This window comes from Oleiphilus sp. HI0128, from assembly GCF_001635365.1.
Genome location: NZ_LWGG01000028.1, coordinates 1 through 741, shown reverse-complemented (window position 1 = coordinate 741; position 741 = coordinate 1). Strand labels below are relative to the sequence as shown.

1 protein-coding gene is annotated in these 741 nt (G+C 41.3%); it reads left to right on the top strand.

What is annotated here, in order from left to right; all coding sequences use genetic code 11:
• Positions 1 to 740: flagellar motor switch protein FliM (gene fliM, locus A3763_RS00485; protein ID WP_068759802.1), on the top strand; the 740-nt coding region annotated here is incomplete at its 5' end.
• Position 741 lies beyond the last annotated feature (1 nt).

Below are 741 nucleotides of genomic sequence, written 5' to 3'. Positions count from 1 at the left end.
TCCATACTCTTTACGTTCCTACCAGTTTAAATATTGTCAAAATCAGACCTCTTCGCGGAGCTGGTTTATTTATTTTTGATGCCAAGCTAGTTTTTAAACTTGTTGATAACTTCTTTGGTGGTGATGGGCGTCATGCAAAAATTGAAGGGCGTGAGTTTACGCCTACCGAGATTCGGGTTGTTCATATGGTACTCGAACAAGTCTTTATCGATATGAAGGAAGCGTGGAGCGCAGTTTTCAAAATTGATTTTGAGTATATGAACTCTGAAGTTAACCCTTCAATGGCGAATATTGTTAGCCCTAGTGAAGTGATAGTAATTAGTACCTTTCATATCGAACTAGATGGCGGTGGTGGAGACCTTCATCTGGCCATTCCATACTCTACCATTGAGCCGATTCGCGAGATCCTCGATGCTGGTGTCCAGAGTGATGTTGACGATGTTGACGAGCGCTGGATGACAACTATTCGGAAAGATCTTTTAGAGGCTAATGTGCCTCTTAATGCGACAGTCCTAGAAGAACAGATATCACTTAGAGATGTTGCCAAGCTTGAAAAAGGTGATGTTATACCGATAGAAATGCCAGAGTTTATTACGCTAACTGCGAATAAGGTCCCTATGTTCAAAGCAAAGCTTGGGCAAAGTGATGGTCAGTTAGCGGCGAAAATTGAAGAAAAAATTGAACGACCCAACCTCATATCCAGTGTAGTTGACGAAAATTTGGAAGAAGAAAATGAGTGAT